The following is a 17,284-nucleotide window of genomic DNA, read 5'->3' on the forward strand; positions in this document are numbered from 1 at the left end:
GAAGCGGAGCGGAGTGTTCCAAGCAGTTCGCGAGGATGCAACTCGCTGCCCATATGGGTCAATTGCGGAGCCCGGCGGTGACCCCGCGACAATCGGGCACCGATCGCGGCCCCACCTTCCGCAGCCACCGCTCCAGCGGGTGCTCGACCCAGTGGTAGGCGGCCGCCGACAGGGCGAGGCTCAGGGCGAGCACCAGGAGCCAGGTCGTCACCGTGTCGCCGGTGCGGCCCACGACCGCACGGATGACGATCTCGTGGATGAGGTACCAGGCGTACGACCAGTGGCCGAGCCGTACCGGCCACGTACCGCCGAGGCCGGTCGGGCGGCCGTCGAGGTCGGCTCGCGCGGCGGCCGCCACCAACAGCGCGAACAGGGGCGTGGCGAGCAACTGGGAGGCGGTGTACGGGCTGTACCAGAGGGCGTCGGGCACCGCCGAGGACCAGGGCACCAGGACCAGGTGCCAGCCGAGCACCAGGGCGACCGCCGGCCACAGCCCGATGGGCGGGCGCCAGCCGCGTGCCACCGCCAGGCCGGTGACCACCCCGAGGAGGAACTGGAGCGTCCGGGTCAGCGGCAGGTAGTCCAGCGCCCACGCGCGCGTGCCGCTGTCGGCGATCAGGGCCCCGGACAGCCACAGCAGCAATACGCCCGCGCAGACCGCGCCCGCGATCCACAGCCGGCCGCGCGCCGAGCGTACGGCCGGGAGGGCCATCAGCAGCGGGAAGATCAGGTAGAACCACGCCTCGTCGCTGAGCGACCAGGCCGCCGGATTGCCACCCCTGAGGACGACGGGGTCGGGTATCCAGGCGTGGACCAGGAGCAGCGACGCGGCCACCGCCTTCGCGGAGACCTCCTTGCCCAGGGCGATCCAGACGCCCACCGACAGCACGGTCGTGGCGGCGAGGAGCGGCCAGATGCGGGCGAAGCGCCGCCAGAGGAAGACCCTCACCGGCACGCGCTTCCCGTCGTACGTCCATGCCAGCACGAACCCGGACAGGACGAAGAAGAATGTCACCCCACTGCGGCCGTACCGGACCGCCTCGCTCACCCCGGGGATCTCACCGGCCTGCCGGGACAGGTGGTACAGCACCACCAGCAGGGCCGCCCAGAAGCGGAGCCCGGTCAGGGACGGCAGCAGGGTCGTGGGGCGGCACATCCAGCGATTATGCGGGGCGGCCCAGCTCCCGTCGGACGAGGACCCTGAAGTCGGTGACGGACATCTCCTGCTGGAGGTCCACGCTCGGCGCGGGCTCCTTGACGGACGGGAGGGTCATGCCCTTCACCTCGGCGGTGGGGAAGTCCTCCCGCGCCAGGCCGAGGGTGACGTGGGGCCAGAACCCGTCCTCCTCGATCCCCAGGCCCCGGGTGATCTCCGTCTGGATCTCGGCCAGTTCGGGGTTGTGCTCGACCCCGAGCCGGACCTGCTCCTGCCGCTGGATGACGTCCTCGTCGTAGCGGTAGGCCGGGTCCTTGCTCAGTTTCCAGCTTCCGTGCCGTACCTCGCCGGTCAGCGTGATGGCCGGGGTGGGCCACGCACGTCCGCTGAGCAGCGCGGCCGCGTCCGCGAGCCTGCCCGCGTCGGCGTCGTGCATGAAGCCCAGCGTGATGTGGATGTGGTCGCGCTCCTGCGGCTCGACCCGGTCCGAGCAGGTGCCCTGGAGGTCGACCAGGGCGTCCACCAGGCCCGGCGGGACCCGAAGGCTGAAGAAGACGTTCGTCGTCGGGCTGTTGGCCATGCGGCCACCTCCATGATCGGTTACGGAAAGCATCGACTCGCTACTTTCCGTCACCATCCGGTCGGTATCCAGCACCCGTGCCGTAGCATCCGGCCATGACGAGCACCGTGCTGACCCCGTGGTGGCGACACCGGCGCCCCGCACCCGCGAACGCGGCCGAGGGGTCCATAGCCGCGACCCGCATCCTCGACTGGCGTCACGCCGGGATCCGGGCGCTGCTGGCGGACGCGCGCGCGGCTGCCCGGAGCCAGGAAGAGCGGACGCTGCTGCTCTCCGCCCACCGGCTCATCAGCGAGCGCGTCCGGCCCGTCTACGCCATGAACGACGCCCAGCCCGCCTCCCGCACCCTCGCGCGCGGCCGTGGTTCGTGCAGTCAGCGGCTGGCCGTCCTGGAGGCCGTCGCCCGGGCGGCCGGGGTGCCCACCCGCGTACGGGGCCTGCTGGTCGACGGCTCGTTCTGGTACCCGCGCTTCCCGCGCATGCGCCGTCTGGTGCCCGACGCGGTGGTCCTCGCGTGGCCCGAGTTCCGCATCGACGGTGAGTGGGTGAACGTCTCCGAGCTGTACGCGCCGCTCGGCGTCCTCGGTGCCCGTAACCCCGGGGGCTTCACCAACACCGGGTCGCAGACGCTGTTCGAGGCGCTGTCCTCGACCGCCGTGGACTGGGACGGCTCGGCGTCGGTGTGCGGCACGGACGGCTGCGCGGCGTACGACCTGTCGGCGAAGGTCCGCCGGGACCTCGGGCGGTTCTCGTCGCGCGACGAGCTGTTCGCCGCCCACGGCCAGACCCTGTGCCCGCCCGCGCGGGTGATCGGCGGGGCGCTGCTCAGTCGGGTGACGCCGGCGTGACGTGACTGAGGACGCAGCGCCAGCGGCCGTCGCGCCGCAGGAACACGTCCGTCGTCCACTCGTCCGCGTCGAACCGCTCGCCCCGGTAGTGGGCCGTGTTCGTGATCCGTCCGGTGAAGAGTGCCGTGTCGCCGTCGATCCGGACGCGGGGCTCGCCGACCAGCTCCATCGCCGAGTGGGTCAGCTCGCCCGACTCGACGAGCGACAGGAAGTGCTGGCGGGTGGCGACGCCCGACTCGGACACGATCACCCAGTCGTCGGCCATGTACGCGCCGATGCGGGCGGCGTCGTTCGCCACGATGGCGGCCGCCCACTCGGCCACGACGTCCGCCAGTTCGTCGCCCCGGTCCCCGGGCTCCCGGAGCGGCATCCTCAGAACCCGCCGCCGAAGTCGCCGCCGCCGCCGAAGTCGCCGCCCCCGAAGCCTCCGCCGCCGCCGAAGTCCCCGGCGTTGAAGTCGCCGCCGGAGAAGTCGCCGCCCTCGTATCCGGCGCCGCCGTACTCGGCCGCGTACGCCGGGGTGGAGAGCATCGAGCCGAGCATGGTGCCCATCAGCAGGCCCGGCAGGATGCCGCCGCCGAAGTACCCGCCGACCCAGGGGCCGTACGCCGGTCCGGCCTCCCAGTAGGGGCGGCGGCCGTACGGGGTGTCCACCGTGCGGGTCATCGGGTCCTCGCCCTCGGCCAGCCGTGCGGCGTCCGCCGCGCAGACCGGCACCTGGCGCACCGCGCCACCGGCCGGGGCCCAGTCCACGTCGGTGGCGGCCGGGCCGTGGCGCGGGTCGAAGAAGCAAGGTGCCCGCCGCTCGGGAAGCGGGCGGCCCTCGCGGCGGGCGGACAGGACGGCCAGGGCGTACCGGCCGTCCTCGATGGCCTCGGTCACCCCCCGTACGTCGTGGGGGTGCCTGGCCCGGCCCATCAGGGTCTTGGCCTTGTCGTAGGAGTCGAGGGCACGCTCGTAGTCGGCGCGCATCGCGTCGTCGGCGCCCTTCTCGCCGGGGTGGAAGTCCAGCCGGTCGAGCTCCTCGCCGTACGCGGTGATGTCCTCGTCGACGACGACCCTCAGCTTCTCCAGGGCTTCCTGCTCCTGCTGCTCGCGCACGCGCCGCCTGCGGCGGGTGACGGTGAGGACGGTCGCGCCGCCCGTGGCGGCCACCGCGCCGAGCATGATCAGCCCGGCGACCGGGGCGCCCTTGCCGGGCACTCCGGACCAGGTGCCGGGCGCGTCGCCGCGCACCTGTGGCAGGGCCTGGTCGACGAAGTTGTTCAGCTCGGTGGTGGCGTCCACACCGGGCTGGCGGACGGACTGGACGACGTTCTGGACGGCCTGGTTGGACATCACGGCACGGTCGGCGCCCGCGGCGAACTCGTCACCGAGGCGTACCCCGTACAGGCCTGTGATGCCGGTCTGCGTACGGAGGTTCTGAAGCAGACCATCCTTCGGGAACTCCGCCGTGGCGGGCAGGACCGCCACGAAGACCGGCTTGTCGGCGTCCTTGATCTTGTCCGCGAGCGCGTCGGCCTCGGCCTTGGGCAGTTGGTCGGCGGCCCCGGGGTGGACGTACACCGGGCCCTGCTTCAGGGCCTGGGCCGCGTCCTGGAGCCCCGTGGCCTTGGCCCCCGCACCGGGGGCCAGGGCCAGGAGCAGCATCAGCATCAGCCCCGCCACCACGGACAGGGCCGACAGGAGGGTGAACGGCCTGGTCCTCATACCATCGACGCTACCCCAAAAGGGGGTAAAGAGGACATAGGCGCGAACGACTACTCGGCCGGCTCGACACCCGCCCGCAGCAGGCCGTACGTGTACGCGTCCTCCAGCGCCTGCCAGGAGGCGGCGATGACGTTCTCGCCGACGCCGACCGTCGACCACTCGCCCTCGCCGTCGGTGGTGGTGATCAGCACGCGGGTCGTGGACTGCGTACCGTGCTTGCCCTCCAGGATGCGGACCTTGTAGTCGACCAGCTCCAGCTTGGCGAGCTGCGGGTAGATCCGCTCCAGGCCGGCGCGCATGGCGAGGTCCAGGGCGTTGACCGGGCCGTTGCCCTCGGCGGTGGCGACGATCCGCTCGCCCTTGGCCCACAGCTTGACGGTGGCCTCGTTGGCGTGGGTGCCGTCGGGGCGGTCCTCGACGATCGCGCGCCACGACTCGGTGCGGAAGTAGCGGCGGGCGCGGCCCTCGACCTCGGCGCGCAGCAGCAGCTCGAACGAGGCGTCGGCGGCCTCGTAGGTGTACCCCTTGAGCTCCCGCTCCTTGACGCGCTCGACGACCCGGGACACCAGGGCGCGGTCGCCGCCGAGGTCGACGCCGAGCTCCTTGCCCTTGAGCTCGATGGAGGCGCGGCCGGCCATGTCGGAGACCAGCATCCGCATGGTGTTGCCGACGCGCTCGGGGTCGATGTGCTGGTACAGGTCCGGGTCGACCTTGATGGCGGAGGCGTGCAGGCCCGCCTTGTGGGCGAAGGCGGAGACCCCCACGTACGGCTGGTGGGTGGAGGGGGTCAGGTTGACCACCTCGGCGATGGCGTGCGAGATGCGCGTCATCTCCTTGAGGGCCCCATCGGGGAGGACCTTCTTGCCGTACTTGATCTCCAGGGCGGCGACGACCGGGAAGAGGTTGGCGTTGCCGACGCGCTCGCCGTAGCCGTTGGCGGTGCACTGGACGTGGGTGGCGCCCGCGTCGACGGCGGCGAGGGTGTTGGCGACGGCGCAGCCGGTGTCGTCCTGGGCGTGGATGCCGAGGCGGGCGCCGGTGTCGGCGAGGACGGTGGAGACCACGGCCTGGATCTGGGCGGGGAGCATGCCGCCGTTGGTGTCGCACAGGACGACGACGTCGGCACCGGCCTCGTGGGCGGCGCGGACCACGGACTTGGCGTACTCCGGGTTGGCCCGGTAGCCGTCGAAGAAGTGCTCGCAGTCGACGAAGACGCGCCGGCCCTGCTCGCGCAGGTAGCTCACGGTGTCGCGGACCATGGCGATGTTCTCGTCGAGCGTGGTGCGCAGCGCCAGCTCGACGTGCCGGTCGTGGGACTTGGCGACGAGCGTGATCACGGGGGCGCCGGAGTCCAGGAGCGCCTTGACCTGCGGGTCCTCGGCGGCGGTGGCGCCGGCCCGGCGGGTGGAGCCGAAGGCGACGAGCTGCGCGCGCTTGAAGCGGATCTCCTGCTTGGCGCGGGCGAAGAACTCGGTGTCGCGCGGGTTGGCGCCGGGCCAGCCGCCCTCGATGAAGCCGACGCCGAAGTCGTCCAGGTGCCGGGCGATGGTCAGCTTGTCGGCGACGGTGAGGTTGATGCCCTCGCGCTGGGCCCCGTCGCGCAGCGTCGTGTCGAAGACGTGGAAGCTGTCGTCGACGGCGGCGGCACCGGCGGCGACGGTATGAAGACTGTCGGTCTCCGTGGTCATGACTGTGTTGGCTCCTGTGTGATGTGGCTCCGGACTGCGGGGATCCACCTGTCCCCATTCTCGCGCGCCGCCGTTCCCGGCCGGGGTGGGGCCGGAAAACGAAAAGACCCCTCGCGGGTGCGAGAGGTCTGCGCGCGGGTCTGAGACACGGTGTCCACTGCCGCGGGGGTTCTGCCGCGATTCAGTGGTCACTGCGGACCGGCGCGCTGCTGCCCATAATCATGGCGGTAGCAAGCACGGTCGCAGTCTGCCACAGATGTGAACGCCGCTGGACCCGAGTCTCACGATGCGGTCGCCCCCGGGCCGGCGCCCCGCGTCAGGGCACCAGGGTCTCCTCGATGAACTCCCGTACGTGGGCGAGGACCGCCGCGCGGCCCGTGCCGGGTATGCCGACCGCCACGTGGACGCTGAAGCCGTCGAGCAGGGCGCGCATGCGGGCCGCGTACCGGTCGGGGTCGACCCGGCGGAGTTCGCCGCGCGAGATGCCCTCGGCGAGGAGGGCGACCAGGTCGCGGTGCCAGGCGCCCTCGATCGCGGCCTGGCGGGCGCGGGCGTCGGCGTCGGCGTTCTGCGAGCGGTTCCAGACCTCCAGCCAGAGCGTCCAGTGCGGGTCGCGCGGGCCGTCGGGCACGTACAGGTCGACGTACGCCCCGAGCCGCTCCCGCACCGGCGCCGGGCGCGACAGCAGGGCGCTGCGCTCGGCGCCGAGGCGGCCCTCACTCCACTCCAGGGTCTGGAGCAGCAGCTCGTCCTTGGTGCGGAAGTAGTAGAGGAGGTGCCCGCTGCTCATCCCGACCTCGCGGCCGAGCCCCGCCATGGTGAGCCCGTCGAGCCCGCGCTCGGCGATGGTCGCCATGGCGGCGGCGAGCACCTCTTCCCTGGGCGGCGCGGCGTTGCGCCGCCGTGCGGCCGGTGTCGTACGGGGTTCGTTCACTCGTACGTTGTACCCGATCGTCCCGGTCCCCGGCGTCAGACCTTGGGCTGCTGCTGGGTGATGCAGTGGATGCCGCCGCCGCCCGCGAAGATCGTCCGGGCGTCGACCAGCGTGACCGTGCGGTCCGGGAAGAGGCGGCGGAAGATGCCCGCGGCGATCTCGTCGCGCGGGTCGTCGAAGGCGCAGAGCACCACGCCGCCGTTGCAGATGTAGTGGTTGATGTAGGAGTAGTCGACCCACTCGCCGTCCTCCTGGAGGACGGTGGGGGCCGGGACCTCCACGACCTCCAGCCGGCGGCCCTTGGCGTCGGTCTGCTTGCGCAGCAGGTCGACGTTGGCCTTGCACAGCTCGTGGTCCGGGTGGGACGGGTCGGGCTGGGTGTGGGCGACGACCACGCCCGGGCGGGCGAACGCGGCGACGATGTCGACGTGGCCGCGCGTGCCGTACATGCCGTAGTCGCCGGTCAGGCCGCGCGGCAGCCAGATCGCCTTGGTGGTGCCGAGCTTGGCGTGGATCTCCGCCTCGACCTGCTCGCGCGTCCACTCGGGGTTGCGCTCGGGGCCGAGCTGGACGGTGTCGGTGAGCAGGACCGTACCCTCGCCGTCCACGTGGATGGCGCCGCCCTCGTTGACGAGGGTGGAGGGGTGGACGGGGACACCGGCGAGGTCGGCCACATGGCGGGCGATCTTCGAGTCGTGCTCCCAGCGCGCCCAGTCCGCCGCGCCCCAGCCGTTGAACACCCAGTCCACGGCGGCCAGTTCCCGGCCGTTGGTGACGAAGGTGGGGCCGATGTCGCGCATCCACGCGTCGTCCAGGTCGCGCTCGACCAGGTCGATGTCCGGGCCGAGCAGCTCACGGGCGGACGCCTCGTCGCCGGGGGCGTGGACCACGGTCACCGGCTCGAAGCGGCGTACGGCGCGGGCGACCGACGCCCATGCCTCGCGGGCCTCGCGCAGCTCGTCGTCGTTGGTGAAGGTCGGGTTCGGCCCCGGCCAGGCCATCCAGGTGCGCTCGTGGGGGGCCCACTCGGCGGGCATGCGGAAAGTCATGGGTGGGTGTCCTCAGAGGAAGTAGAGACGGTTGAGGGAGACGGAGTCGGCCGGGTCCGAGCGGACCGGATCGCCGTCGAGGGTGACGAGTCCGGTGCGGCCGTCGACCTGGACCTGCCCGATGCGGTCGTTGAGGAGCAGGTCGCCGGGGCCGATGCCGCGCGTGCCGCGCACGGCGACCCGGCGGCGGCGGGTGGGCATCAGGTCGTTGCCCGCCTGCGCGGCGGCACCGGAGACGAACGCCACCGAGATGTCGGCGGCCGTCGCCCCGAACGCGCCGAACTGCGGCCCGAGGACCAGCGGTTCGCAGGTGTCGGTGGCGGCGTTCGGGTCGCCCACGACCCCGTACGCGGGGAAGCCCGACTTGAGCACGAGCTGCGGCTTGGCACCGAAGAACTCCGGCCGCCACAGCACGATGTCGGCGAGCTTGCCGACCTCGATCGAGCCGACCTCGTGCGCGAGGCCGTGGGCGATCGCCGGGTTGATGGTCAGCTTGGCCATGTAGCGGAGGACGCGCGCGTTGTCGTCGCCGTCCCCGTCGCCTTCCAGGGGGCCCAGCTCGGCCTTCATCTTCCCGGCCATGGCGAAGGTCCGGCGTACGGTCTCGCCGGCCCTTCCCATGCCCTGCGCGTCCGACGACGTGATGCCGATCGCGCCGAGGTCGTGCAGGACGTCCTCCGCGCCCATCGTCCCGGCCCTGATCCGGTCGCGGGCCATGGCCGCGTCGCCGGGCAGATCGGTCTTCAGGTCGTGTACGGAGACGATCATTCCGTAGTGCTCGGCGACCGCGTCCCGCCCGAAGGGGAGGGTGGGGTTGGTCGACGAGCCGATGACGTTGGGGACACCCGCCATCTTCAGGACGTTGGGGACGTGCCCGCCGCCGCAGCCCTCGATGTGGAAGGCGTGGATGGTGCGGCCTTCGAGGACCTTGAGGGTGTCCTCGACGGACAGGCACTCGTTCAGGCCGTCGCTGTGGAGGGCGACCTGGACGTCGTACTCCTCGGCGACGCGCAGCGCCGTGTCCAGCGCCCGGGTGTGCGCGCCCATGTCCTCGTGGACCTTGAAGCCGGAGGCGCCGCCCTCGGCGAGCGCCTCGATCAGCGGCGCCTCGTGGGAGGAGGAGCCGCGGCCGAGGAAGCCGATGTTGACCGGCCAGGCGTCGAAGGCGTTGAAGGCGTGGCGCAGCGCCCACGGCGAGTTGACGCCGACGCCCCAGACCGGGCCGAACTCCTGGCCGATGATCGTGGTGACACCGGAGGCGAGGGAGGCCTCCATGATGCGCGGCGACAGCAGGTGAACGTGGGTGTCGACGGCGCCGGCGGTGGCGATGAGGCCCTCGCCGGAGACGATGCTGGTCCCCGTGCCGACGACGACGTCCACGCCGTCGAGGGTGTCGGGATTGCCGGCGCGGCCGATGGCGTGGATACGGCCCTCGCGGATGCCGATGGACACCTTGCGGATGCCCTGCACGGCGTCGATGACGAGGACGTTGCTGATGACCACGTCGCAGGTCTCGCGGACGGCCGCCGCCTTGAGGTGCAGCCCGTCGCGGGCGGTCTTGCCGAAGCCGGCGAGGAACTCGTCGCCGGGCTTCTGGGCGTCCGACTCGACGCGGACCGTGAGGCCCGAGTCGCCGAGGCGGACGCGGTCGCCGGCGCGGGGGCCGTGGGTGGCGGCGTACTCGTAGGGGTTGAGGCGGCGCGCTTCGGCGGGGTGGCCTCCGGGGCGGCTCATCGCTCGGTCTCCTGCTCAGTCGTTTCCGGTACGCCGAGGTAGCCGCAGGCTGCGGCGCGGCGCAGTGCCTCCTCGCGGGCGCCGGGCGCGTCCAGCGGCCCGTCGACCAGTCCGGCGAAGCCGATCGCGATCCGGTCGCCGCCGATCGGCACCAGCCCGACCTCGTCGCTCTCGCCCGGCCCGAAGCGCACGGACGAACCGGCGGGGACGGCGAGCCGCATGCCGTAGGCCTGGACGCGGTCGAAGTCGAGCCGGGGGTTGGCCTCGAAGAAGTGGAAGTGCGAGGTGACGGAGACCGGCACGCTCGCGGTGTTGGCGACCCGCAGCCGGACCACGGGCTCCGGGTCCGAGTGCTCCGGCCCCGGCAGCAGCGCGCCCGGGCCCTGCTCGCCCAGGCCTCCGCCGATGGGGTCGCTGACCACCGCGAGCCGGGAGCCGTCGTCGAAGACGGCCTCCACGTGGACCTCGGTCACCACGTCCGCGACGCCCGGCAGGACGTCGTCGGGGCCGAGCACCGAGCGGGCCTGCTCGATCGCCTCGGCGAGCCGTCGCCCGTCGCGGGCCGCCTCGCAGACGGTGTCCGCGATGAGGGCGGTCGCCTCGGGGACATTGAGCTTCAGACCACGGGCCCGGCGGGCCCGGGCGAGCTCGGCGGCACCGAAGATCAGCAGCCGGTCGCGTTCCGTGGGGGTCAGTCGCACGTCACCACACCTTCCTGTTTGAGCACCACTCTAACCACAGGATTCCATGGAGGAAACCATTGACGTGACGGCCGGGCGTCAGTCACATTGAACGTCACTCTAAAAGCATCCCCACACGTCCCCACACGTCGACGAGCAGAGCAGGGAGAACGCCCATGCCGACGATTGAACAGCGCGGAGTCGACACCATCCCGGAGGCGGAGCGCACCAGCGGGCCGCGCGACCTCGTCTCGATCCTGCTGGGCTCCAACCTGTGCCTCGGCGTGATCGTCTTCGGCTGGCTGCCGGTGTCCTTCGGGCTCGGGCTGTGGGCCTCGGTCAGCTCGATCCTGGTGGGGACGCTCGTCGGCGTGGCCGTCACCGCCCCGCTCGCGCTCGTCTCGCTGCGCACGGCGACGAACCTGTCGACGTCGAGCGGCGCCTTCTTCGGCGTGCGGGGCCGGCTCGTCGGCTCGGTGGTGGGCCTGCTGCTGTCGCTCGGGTACACGGCGCTGACGCTGTGGATCGGCGGCGACGTGATGCTGGGCACGCTGTCCCGGCTGTTCGACGTGCCGACCGGCCCCGTGGCGCACACGCTCGTGTACGTGCTGCTGGCCGGCGCCACGGTGGTCGCCGCCGTGTACGGCTACCGGCTGCTCCTGCGGATCAGCCGCTACCTGGCGGTCGGCATGACGCTGCTGCTCCTGCTCGGCGTGCTCGCCTACGCGGGTGACTTCACGACCGCGCCGCCGCCGGACACCCCGTACCTGCTGGGCTCCTTCTGGCCGACGTGGCTGCTGTCCACCGTCGCGGCGGGGCTGAGCGGACCGGTCGCCTTCATCACCCTGCTCGGCGACTACACGCGGTACGTCTCACCGCGGCGGCACAGCCCGCGCAAGGTGCTGCGAGCCACCTGCGTGGGCCTGTGCCTCGGCCTGCTGGTGCCGCAGCTCTTCGGTACGTTCACGGCGCTGGCCGCGCGGGCGGGGCTCGACTACGCGGGGCCGCTCGTCGAGACGGCGGCGCCCTGGTACCTGCTGCCGCTGCTGCTCGCGGCGAGCGCCGGTTCGGTGGGGAACGCTGGGCTGATGCTCTACTCGATGGGCCTCGACCTGGACGCCATCGTGCCGCGTGCCACGCGCGCCACGGCGACGCTGGTGGTGGCGGCCGTCGCGACGGTCCTGGTCTTCGTGGGCCACTTCGCCTGGGACGCGCAGTCGGCGATGACGTCGTTCGTGCTGCTGCTGACCGCGCTCGGTACGCCGTGGGCGGTCATCACCCTGATGGGCCACCGCCGGTGCGGCGGGGCGTACGACCCGGAGGCGCTCCAGGTCTACTACCGGCGCGCGAAGGGCGGGATCTACTGGTTCCGGGCCGGCTGGCACCCCCGTGCGACGGCGTCCTGGGCGCTGGGCGCGGCGGTGGGCCTGGCGGCCGTCTCGACGCCGCTCTACGAGGGCCCGCTGCTGGCGCTGACGGGCGGCGTCGACGTGAGCTTCGTCCTGTCCGGGCTGGTGGGCGGCGTGGCGTACGCGGCGCTGACGGCCACCTCCAAGGCGCAGCCCGTCGCTGTGGCCGCCCCGGCCCCCGAGACCGCCGCGTCCTGACGCGCGGCGACGCGGAACGCCCGCGCCTCCGAGCGGGGGGCGCGGGCGTTTCCGTACTTCCGGACTTCCGTACTTCCGTACGTACGCGGAAGGGGTCAGCCGACCTTGTGGGTCCAGCCGTGGACGTCCTCGGCGGCGCCCGTCTGGATGTCCAGCAGCGCCTTGCGCAGCCTCAGCGTGACCTCGCCCGGCGTGCCGTCGCCCTGCGTCCACTCGCCGCCGGCCGACTTGACCGTGCCGACCGGGGTGATCACGGCGGCCGTACCGCAGGCGAAGACCTCGGTCAGGGTGCCGTTCTCGGTGTCCCGCTTCCACTGGTCGATCGAGACGCGGCCCTCCTCGGACTCGTACCCGAGGTCACGGGCGAGCTGGAGGAGCGAGTCGCGGGTGATGCCGGCGAGGAGGGAGCCGGTCAGCTCGGGGGTGACGATCCTCGTCTTTCCATCAGACGCAGCGCCGTACACGAAGTACAGGTTCATGCCGCCGAGTTCCTCGACCCACTTGTGTTCGACCGCGTCGAGGTAGGCGACCTGGTCGCAGCCCTTGGCGGCGGCCTCGGCCTGGGCGAGCAGGGAGGCGGCGTAGTTGCCGCCGGTCTTGGCGAAGCCGATGCCGCCGGGGACCGCGCGGACGCGGTCCTCGGAGAGCCAGATGGAGACGGGCTTCACGCCGCCGGGGAAGTACGCGCCGGCCGGCGAGGCGATGACGATGAACAGGTACTCGTTGGCCGGGCGGACGCCGAGCCCGACCTCATTGGCGATCATGAAGGGGCGCAGGTACAGCGACTCCTCGCCGCCGTGCGGCGGCACCCACGCCTGGTCCTGCTGGACGAGCGCGTCGCACGCGGCGACGAACGTCTCGACGGGCAGCTCCGGCATCGCCAGGCGCCGGGCCGAGATCTGGAACCGCTCGGCGTTGGCCTCCGGCCGGAAGAGCGAGACCGAGCCGTCGGGGCGGCGGTACGCCTTCAGCCCCTCGAAGATCTCCTGCGCGTAGTGCAGCGTCATGTTCGCGGGGTCGATCGACAGCGGCGCGTACGGCGTCAGCTCGGCGTCGTGCCAGCCGCGGCCCTCCGTCCACTTGATCGTCACCATGTGGTCGGTGAAGTGGCGGCCGAATCCGGGGTTGGCCAGAATCGCCTCGCGCTCCGCGTCGGACAGCGGGTTCGAGGAGGGCTTGAGCTCGATCGTGGGCGTCGTCGTCATGAGTGCTGTGTCCTTCACCGTTGTGTGTGACGGACCGCGCTCACGCCGCTACATCTGCTAGGACGTCCGAGCTTTCCCGCATGCCGCGGCCCCGCGTTCGATTATCGCTCGCGTGGCCCCGTGCAATGAAACGGCTGGAGTGCGGTCCAGGGTTGATGGTGGCACCCGGGGCCGCACAGGAGAAGCCGCCGGGTGCGGATGCGACCCGGCGGCTGTGTCTGATGTCGTCAGTCGGCGGGTCAGCTCGCTACGCGTACCGCGAGCGCGTCGCCGATCTCGTCGGTCGTGCGCGGCGCCGAGCCGTCCCGCTGGGCCAGGTCGGCGGCGACCGCCTCCTCGATACGGACGGCCTCGGCCTCGTACCCGAGGTGGCGCAGGAGCAGCGCGACGGACAGGATCGTCGCGGTGGGGTCGGCCTTGCCCTGCCCCGCGATGTCGGGCGCGGAACCGTGGACGGGCTCGAACATCGACGGGAACTCACCCGTCGGGTTGATGTTGCCGGACGCGGCCAGGCCGATACCGCCGGTCACGGCGGCGGCGAGGTCGGTCAGGATGTCACCGAAGAGGTTGTCGGTGACGATGACGTCGAAGCGCTCGGGCTGCGTGACGAAGAAGATCGTCGCGGCGTCGACGTGCAGGTAGTCGGTGGTGACCTCGGGGTACTCCTCGCCGACCTTGTCGAAGATCTTCTTCCACATGTGGCCGGCGTAGACGAGCACGTTGTTCTTGTGGACCAGCGTCAGCTTTTTGCGCGGGCGGGCGTTGGCCCGCTCGTACGCGTCACGGACGACGCGCTCGACGCCGTACGCCGTGTTGACGCTGACCTCGGTGGCGACCTCGTGCTCCGTTCCCGTACGGAGCGAGCCGCCGTTGCCGGTGTACGGGCCCTCGGTGCCCTCGCGGACGACGACGAAGTCGATGTCGGGGCGGCCGGCCAGCGGGGTGGCGGTGTTCGGGAAGAGCTTCGACGGACGCAGGTTGACGTAGTGGTCGAAGGCGAAGCGCAGCTTGAGCAGCAGCCCGCGCTCCAGGACGCCGGACGGGACGGTCGGGTCGCCGATCGCACCGAGCAGGATGGCGTCGTGCGCCTTGAGGGACTCCAGCTCCGTGTCGGGGAGGGTCTCCCCGGTGCGGTGCCAGCGCCGGGCGCCGAGGTCGTACTCCTTGGTCTCCAGCTTCACATCCTGCGGGAGGACGGAGCGAAGGACCTTCAGGCCCTGGGCCACGACTTCCTGGCCGATGCCGTCACCGGGAACCACTGCGAGATTGATGCTGCGAGACATGTCGGCACCCTACTCCCCGTCCCATTGCCTGACATGAGCGTTCCAGGATGTGGACGGCCTCGGTGTGTCAGCGGGGTCGGCGGGCTTCAGTGCCCCGTGGCCCCGCCATTGTCCCGCCGGTCGAGGGCCCGCTGAAGTGCGGCGGCGGCGTTGCGGCGCTCGGTGTCGGTGGGGCGCGGGGCGGTGTGGCGGCGGCGGCGAACGACGGTCTCAGCGGCCATGACGATCGACTCCTAAGATCACGAGACGAGATTCGAGGCGCCGGAAGGGGCGGGGAGCGCGGCCGCAGGGGTTGCCTGCCGGGGGCACGGCGCTCACGTCCGCCGTTCGCTTGATGGAGCGAGACGTTCGGCTCCTACAAAGCTAAGCCGTGCCGGAGCGTCTGTCTCCACAATTACTCGGACTTCCTACTATCTGAGACGGGGACCGTCCCCGGCTACAGAACGTCACCGTCGCGCCAGTCGAAGAGCAGCGCCCCGGCGTCCGCGGCCGGCAGCGGGCGGCCCGCCGCGGGGCGCAGGTACGTGGTGTCCTCCTCGTCCGGCAGGTGCACCACCCCGTCGGGGCCGTACGCCTCGATGCGGCCGTTCCACAACTGCCAGCCGCGCGCCCGGTACAGCTCGGCCCCGTCGTCGGAGGCGGACAGCGCGCCGAACGCGTACGCCCCGTCGACGACCTCCTCCAGTGCCGCCATGACCCAGCCGCCGAGCCCCTGGCGGCGGCGGTCGGCACGGACGGCGACCGCCTCCACGTACCCGACGCGGTACGAGCGCCCCGCGTGCGACACGCGCCGCATGATCACGCTGCCGTGCGCGGCGATGCCGTGCTCGTCCTCGACGTACGCGTGGACACCGCCGAGCCCGTGGTCCCAGTCCTCGTGGGTGAAGTCCCCGCCGAACGCGGCGTTCAGCATCACCCGTATCGCGGCGAGCTCGGCGTGGCTCAGCTCGTAGGTGTGGGCCATCTGCAAGGAGTCGGTCATACGGCCCATCTTCCAGCGGCGGCGGGGCGCGTGGTGGAGATCCGGCCACCCACCCGCGCCCCTGCCCGCGTCACGGTGCCGCTGGAGCCGTCCGCGCCGCTGGAGCCGTGCGCGCCGCTAGAGCCGTGCGCGCCGCTAGAGCCGTCCTCCGGTGAGCCGGGACAGCGGGCCGCGCTGCCGCAGCCCGGCGCGGCGGCCGAGGGCGTAGGAGGACGCCACCACGGTCACCACGCCCGCGCCCGCCCCGGTGGCGATGGCCTTCCTGGCCTTCACCAGCGTCCAGGCCTGCCCCGCCTTGCCGACGGTCTGGCCGGCCGCCGTGCCGACGGCCGACTGGACGGTCCTGGCGGCGGACCTGGCCTTCTGCGTGGTGACCTCACCGAGCCCGGCGAGCGCCTCCTTGCCGCCGCGCGCGGACTGCGAGGCGGTGGTCGATGCCTTCTTGGCCGCGCCCTGGGCCCGGTCCTTCGTTGCCGTCGTCTTGTTCGTCGTGTCAGCCATGGTGTGCGGGTAACCGGTCGGCGCCCCGCCAAACTGACGGCCGCTCAAGCCTGCTGCGGCGCCGGTACGGGCCGGGGCGCGGCGTCCGGCACGGCGAACGGCGCGCGGCGGACGAAGGCCAGCGCCACCGCGACCGCCACCACGCCCGCGGCGCAACTGAAGGCGAACGCCGCGCCGTGGCCCCAGCGCTGGGCCAACTGGCCGGAGGCCAGGGCCGCGACGCCCTGGCCGATGATGAGGCCGCTGCCGAGCAGCGCCATCGCCTCGCCCATCCGCTCGATGGGCGCCACCCGCTCGGCGAGGGCGAACACGGCGATCAGGTGCGGCGCCACGGCGATGCCGACCCCGGCGAGGACCACCGCCGCACCGACGTAACCGTCCGCCACCAGCAGCGGGAACAGCAGGGCCGCCTGCGCCACCATCGCCAGCCGCAGCCGGACGGTCAGGTCCCAGGGGCCCGGCATCGCGGTCGTGGCCAGACCCGCCAGGACGCTGGTCACCGCCATGGCGCCCCAGACGAACCCGGCCATTCCGGAGTCGCCCAGGTGCTTGGCCAGCGCGCTGACGCCCGCGTTGGCACCGCCCAGGACCAGCCCCTGGAGCAGCGCCATGGCGAACAGCACCAGCAGCCCGGGCGACAGCAGCCGCACGGCGGCCACCCGTGCCTGAGGCGTACCGCGCGGCGCCGTCGGATGCACCGCGAACAGCACGCCGAACACCGCGATGAGCACCCCTGCCAGCACCATCCCCGCCACCGGGTGGACCAGCACCACCACCGTCCCCGCGAGTGCGGGTCCCACCATGAAACCGACCTCGTCGACCATGGTGTCGAACGACAGCGCCCGCCCGGTCAGTTCGGCCGGCCGCTCCCTGGTCAGCACGATCCAGCGGGTCCGGGACAGCGGCCCCACCTGTGGGATCGTCAGCCCCACCAGCGCGGCGAGCACCGCCTGCACGACGACCGCCGCCTCCGCCAGGACCGAGGCCACCAGGGCGGCGATCGCGGCCGCGTTGGCCAGCGAGGCCACCAGGATCACCGGCCGGTGGCCGAGCCGGTCGGCGAGCCGCCCGATGGGCGGGCCGCCTACGGCCTGGCCGGTCCACAGCATCCCGGCGACGAGACCGGCCTGCCCGATGCCGTTCAGTTCGGTGAGCATCAGCAGGGTGCCGATGGGGCACAGCGCGGCGGGGAGCCGCGCCAGGAAGGAGATCACGGGCAGGCCGGCGCCCGCGATGGAGAAGACGGCCGGAAGACCCGTCGGTGCGGACATTGGCGTACCCCCGTCTGGAATGGACGGGGGGACGCTAGTTCCCGTGACCGGCCCCC

General features: G+C 72.3%; 17 protein-coding genes. 2 read left to right on the forward strand and 15 right to left on the reverse strand.

What is annotated here, in order from left to right; all coding sequences use genetic code 11:
* Positions 1–58 precede the first annotated feature (58 nt).
* A complete protein-coding gene (locus AB0J57_RS08090; protein WP_366127195.1) occupies positions 59–1,156 on the reverse strand; it encodes an acyltransferase in 1,098 nt (365 codons plus the stop codon).
* 7 nt (positions 1,157–1,163) lie between these two features.
* Complete coding sequence (locus tag AB0J57_RS08095) at positions 1,164–1,736, reverse strand: hypothetical protein (RefSeq protein WP_366127196.1); 573 nt, start codon at positions 1,734–1,736, stop codon at positions 1,164–1,166.
* A 95-nt stretch (positions 1,737–1,831) separates the two neighbouring features.
* On the opposite strand from AB0J57_RS08095, the gene AB0J57_RS08100 reads away from it, so the two are divergent.
* Complete coding sequence (locus tag AB0J57_RS08100; RefSeq protein WP_366127197.1) at positions 1,832–2,584, forward strand: transglutaminase domain-containing protein; 753 nt, start codon at positions 1,832–1,834, stop codon at positions 2,582–2,584.
* Here AB0J57_RS08100 and AB0J57_RS08105 read toward each other — a convergent pair.
* From AB0J57_RS08105 to ureA, 7 genes are all read right to left on the reverse strand, one after another.
* Positions 2,562–2,954 carry a nuclear transport factor 2 family protein gene (locus tag AB0J57_RS08105; protein ID WP_366127198.1) on the reverse strand — a complete coding sequence of 131 codons (393 nt, stop codon included), beginning with the start codon at positions 2,952–2,954 and terminating at the stop codon, positions 2,562–2,564. The two genes, AB0J57_RS08100 and AB0J57_RS08105, sit on opposite strands and share 23 nt — an antisense overlap.
* A gap of 2 nt (positions 2,955–2,956) precedes the next feature.
* Positions 2,957–4,294, reverse strand: a complete 1,338-nt coding sequence (locus AB0J57_RS08110) for a hypothetical protein (protein ID WP_366127199.1) — start codon at positions 4,292–4,294, stop codon at positions 2,957–2,959.
* 50 nt (positions 4,295–4,344) lie between these two features.
* On the reverse strand, positions 4,345–5,982 hold the full coding sequence (cimA, locus tag AB0J57_RS08115) for a citramalate synthase (protein WP_366127200.1): 1,638 nt from the start codon (positions 5,980–5,982) through the stop codon (positions 4,345–4,347).
* Between the two features lie 316 nt (positions 5,983–6,298).
* Entirely contained in the window at positions 6,299–6,838 is a 540-nt protein-coding gene (locus AB0J57_RS08120) for a TetR/AcrR family transcriptional regulator (protein WP_366127812.1), read from the reverse strand.
* A gap of 113 nt (positions 6,839–6,951) precedes the next feature.
* Positions 6,952–7,965 (reverse strand): agmatine deiminase family protein, encoded by a 1,014-nt coding sequence (locus AB0J57_RS08125; protein WP_366127201.1) that lies wholly within the window; start codon positions 7,963–7,965, stop codon positions 6,952–6,954.
* Between the two features lie 12 nt (positions 7,966–7,977).
* The gene (locus AB0J57_RS08130) at positions 7,978–9,699 is read right to left on the reverse strand and encodes an urease subunit alpha (RefSeq protein ID WP_366127202.1); all 1,722 of its coding nucleotides are present in this window, start codon (positions 9,697–9,699) and stop codon (positions 7,978–7,980) included.
* Complete coding sequence (ureA, locus tag AB0J57_RS08135; RefSeq protein WP_366127203.1) at positions 9,696–10,400, reverse strand: urease subunit gamma; 705 nt, start codon at positions 10,398–10,400, stop codon at positions 9,696–9,698. The genes AB0J57_RS08130 and ureA overlap by 4 nt, the downstream gene beginning before the upstream one ends.
* A gap of 155 nt (positions 10,401–10,555) precedes the next feature.
* On the opposite strand from ureA, the gene AB0J57_RS08140 reads away from it, so the two are divergent.
* Positions 10,556–11,986 carry a cytosine permease gene (locus AB0J57_RS08140; protein ID WP_366127204.1) on the forward strand — a complete coding sequence of 477 codons (1,431 nt, stop codon included), beginning with the start codon at positions 10,556–10,558 and terminating at the stop codon, positions 11,984–11,986.
* Positions 11,987–12,081: 95 nt separating this feature from the next.
* Here AB0J57_RS08140 and AB0J57_RS08145 read toward each other — a convergent pair whose 3' ends face one another.
* The 6 genes from AB0J57_RS08145 to AB0J57_RS08170 all read right to left on the reverse strand — a co-directional run bounded on the left by AB0J57_RS08145 (position 12,082) and on the right by AB0J57_RS08170 (position 17,228).
* Positions 12,082–13,191 carry a branched-chain amino acid aminotransferase gene (locus AB0J57_RS08145; protein WP_366127205.1) on the reverse strand — a complete coding sequence of 370 codons (1,110 nt, stop codon included), beginning with the start codon at positions 13,189–13,191 and terminating at the stop codon, positions 12,082–12,084.
* Between the two features lie 239 nt (positions 13,192–13,430).
* Positions 13,431–14,474: a 3-isopropylmalate dehydrogenase gene (locus AB0J57_RS08150; protein ID WP_366127206.1), complete on the reverse strand. Its 1,044-nt coding sequence runs from the start codon at positions 14,472–14,474 to the stop codon at positions 13,431–13,433.
* A gap of 86 nt (positions 14,475–14,560) precedes the next feature.
* Positions 14,561–14,695 carry a hypothetical protein gene (locus AB0J57_RS08155; protein WP_366127207.1) on the reverse strand — a complete coding sequence of 45 codons (135 nt, stop codon included), beginning with the start codon at positions 14,693–14,695 and terminating at the stop codon, positions 14,561–14,563.
* A 215-nt stretch (positions 14,696–14,910) separates the two neighbouring features.
* Complete coding sequence (locus AB0J57_RS08160; RefSeq protein ID WP_366127208.1) at positions 14,911–15,456, reverse strand: GNAT family N-acetyltransferase; 546 nt, start codon at positions 15,454–15,456, stop codon at positions 14,911–14,913.
* A 135-nt stretch (positions 15,457–15,591) separates the two neighbouring features.
* The gene (locus AB0J57_RS08165) at positions 15,592–15,957 is read right to left on the reverse strand and encodes a hypothetical protein (RefSeq protein ID WP_366127209.1); all 366 of its coding nucleotides are present in this window, start codon (positions 15,955–15,957) and stop codon (positions 15,592–15,594) included.
* 44 nt (positions 15,958–16,001) lie between these two features.
* Positions 16,002–17,228: an MFS transporter gene (locus AB0J57_RS08170; RefSeq protein ID WP_366127210.1), complete on the reverse strand. Its 1,227-nt coding sequence runs from the start codon at positions 17,226–17,228 to the stop codon at positions 16,002–16,004.
* Between the last annotated feature and the right edge of the window lie 56 nt (positions 17,229–17,284).

The sequence above is a fragment of the Streptomyces sp. NPDC049837 genome (assembly GCF_040674455.1).
Taxonomy (GTDB): Bacteria; Actinomycetota; Actinomycetes; order Streptomycetales; family Streptomycetaceae; genus Streptomyces.

Coding starts and splice junctions, on each gene's coding strand:
- AB0J57_RS08125 (WP_366127201.1), bottom strand. CDS start 7,965: ATGACTTTCCGCATGCCCGCCGAGTGGGCCCCCCACGAGCGCACCTGG.
- AB0J57_RS08130 (WP_366127202.1), bottom strand. CDS start 9,699: ATGAGCCGCCCCGGAGGCCACCCCGCCGAAGCGCGCCGCCTCAACCCC.
- cimA (WP_366127200.1), bottom strand. CDS start 5,982: ATGACCACGGAGACCGACAGTCTTCATACCGTCGCCGCCGGTGCCGCC.
- AB0J57_RS08165 (WP_366127209.1), bottom strand. CDS start 15,957: ATGGCTGACACGACGAACAAGACGACGGCAACGAAGGACCGGGCCCAG.
- AB0J57_RS08160 (WP_366127208.1), bottom strand. CDS start 15,456: ATGACCGACTCCTTGCAGATGGCCCACACCTACGAGCTGAGCCACGCC.
- AB0J57_RS08170 (WP_366127210.1), bottom strand. CDS start 17,228: ATGTCCGCACCGACGGGTCTTCCGGCCGTCTTCTCCATCGCGGGCGCC.
- AB0J57_RS08100 (WP_366127197.1), top strand. CDS start 1,832: ATGACGAGCACCGTGCTGACCCCGTGGTGGCGACACCGGCGCCCCGCA.
- AB0J57_RS08150 (WP_366127206.1), bottom strand. CDS start 14,474: ATGTCTCGCAGCATCAATCTCGCAGTGGTTCCCGGTGACGGCATCGGC.
- AB0J57_RS08145 (WP_366127205.1), bottom strand. CDS start 13,191: ATGACGACGACGCCCACGATCGAGCTCAAGCCCTCCTCGAACCCGCTG.
- AB0J57_RS08155 (WP_366127207.1), bottom strand. CDS start 14,695: ATGGCCGCTGAGACCGTCGTTCGCCGCCGCCGCCACACCGCCCCGCGC.
- AB0J57_RS08090 (WP_366127195.1), bottom strand. CDS start 1,156: ATGTGCCGCCCCACGACCCTGCTGCCGTCCCTGACCGGGCTCCGCTTC.
- AB0J57_RS08120 (WP_366127812.1), bottom strand. CDS start 6,838: ATGGCGACCATCGCCGAGCGCGGGCTCGACGGGCTCACCATGGCGGGG.
- AB0J57_RS08110 (WP_366127199.1), bottom strand. CDS start 4,294: ATGAGGACCAGGCCGTTCACCCTCCTGTCGGCCCTGTCCGTGGTGGCG.
- AB0J57_RS08140 (WP_366127204.1), top strand. CDS start 10,556: ATGCCGACGATTGAACAGCGCGGAGTCGACACCATCCCGGAGGCGGAG.
- AB0J57_RS08105 (WP_366127198.1), bottom strand. CDS start 2,954: ATGCCGCTCCGGGAGCCCGGGGACCGGGGCGACGAACTGGCGGACGTC.
- AB0J57_RS08095 (WP_366127196.1), bottom strand. CDS start 1,736: ATGGCCAACAGCCCGACGACGAACGTCTTCTTCAGCCTTCGGGTCCCG.